The organism is Alcanivorax sp. HI0044, from assembly GCF_001634945.1.
On the sequence record NZ_LWEZ01001938.1, the window covers coordinates 1 to 928 of the forward strand.

Consider the following 928-nt stretch of genomic DNA (forward strand, 5'->3'; position numbering starts at 1 on the left):
GCGAGCTTGCGGCGCAAGATAAACTGACCTTTCAGCAATTGCGCCAGAGAAAAACCCCGACTATCCCGAAGGTCACTGATAGCACGACGAACCCACTCCCTGAGAACAGGTTGCTTTACTGATGGATCTCGGATTGCGTGATCCAGCCAGCCAACGAGATCTGCTTCGGTGCGATCATGGGCGAACCCAGGAAGATAGGTCGCAGCATCATCCTTGATTAAGCGGTAATTGAGCTCCTCCCCATCTAGGTCGACCTCAAACGTCATGATCTCATCGTTGATGCGAAAACTGGACAAATCGGGCGGAAAAGACAACAGATCCCAAGTGAAGTTAGTCGAAAGGGCACCTTTATCAACCAACTCCAATTCGCCCTGCTCAACCATGCACAGACGAGGAACACTGAACACAGCCCCTCGTTCACTAGGTGCCTTGGCTGCCAAGGATTTCAACTGGTGTTGCTCAATTCGTGCAGCTAGCTCTTCCCGCTTCTTGGGTGGAGCCGTAGCCACAATAACCTCTACTGTTGCCTCATCAATTTCGTCGGTAAGGTCAATGGTTCCCCCTTTCCCTTCTGGGCTGGGAGTAAACAGCACCCGTTGATGGTCTCGTTCTGGCACATTAGCAAGATTGGGAGCCTTAGGCAGCTCAATACGAGTTGTAGGCAGAGGCGGAACTGTAATTTCGCCACCCTCAAGAGGTAGGTCTCTCTCTTTCCGGATTGCGGTAGCCGCTTCCATCGGGTTGAAGCCAATATTGACCAAGGATTGAGTCAACTCCCCAGCGGCCCTGCCAAAATCGTCCGTAACCGCATGAGCGTAGGCCTTGTTCATTTCCCCCTGGCGGCTACGGGTTGCGTACGGCATTCGTAACACTCTGCCAAGCAACTGCTGGATATCTTTATCGCTTTTGACTTGGGCTACAGAGCAGA

Annotated in this window: 1 protein-coding gene; it reads right to left on the minus strand. The window is 52.4% G+C overall.

Annotated features, from left to right (window positions below; translation table 11 throughout):
• On the minus strand, positions 1–830 hold an 830-nt coding region (locus A3730_RS28765; RefSeq protein WP_197477735.1), incomplete at its 3' end, for a hypothetical protein.
• Between the last annotated feature and the right edge of the window lie 98 nt (positions 831–928).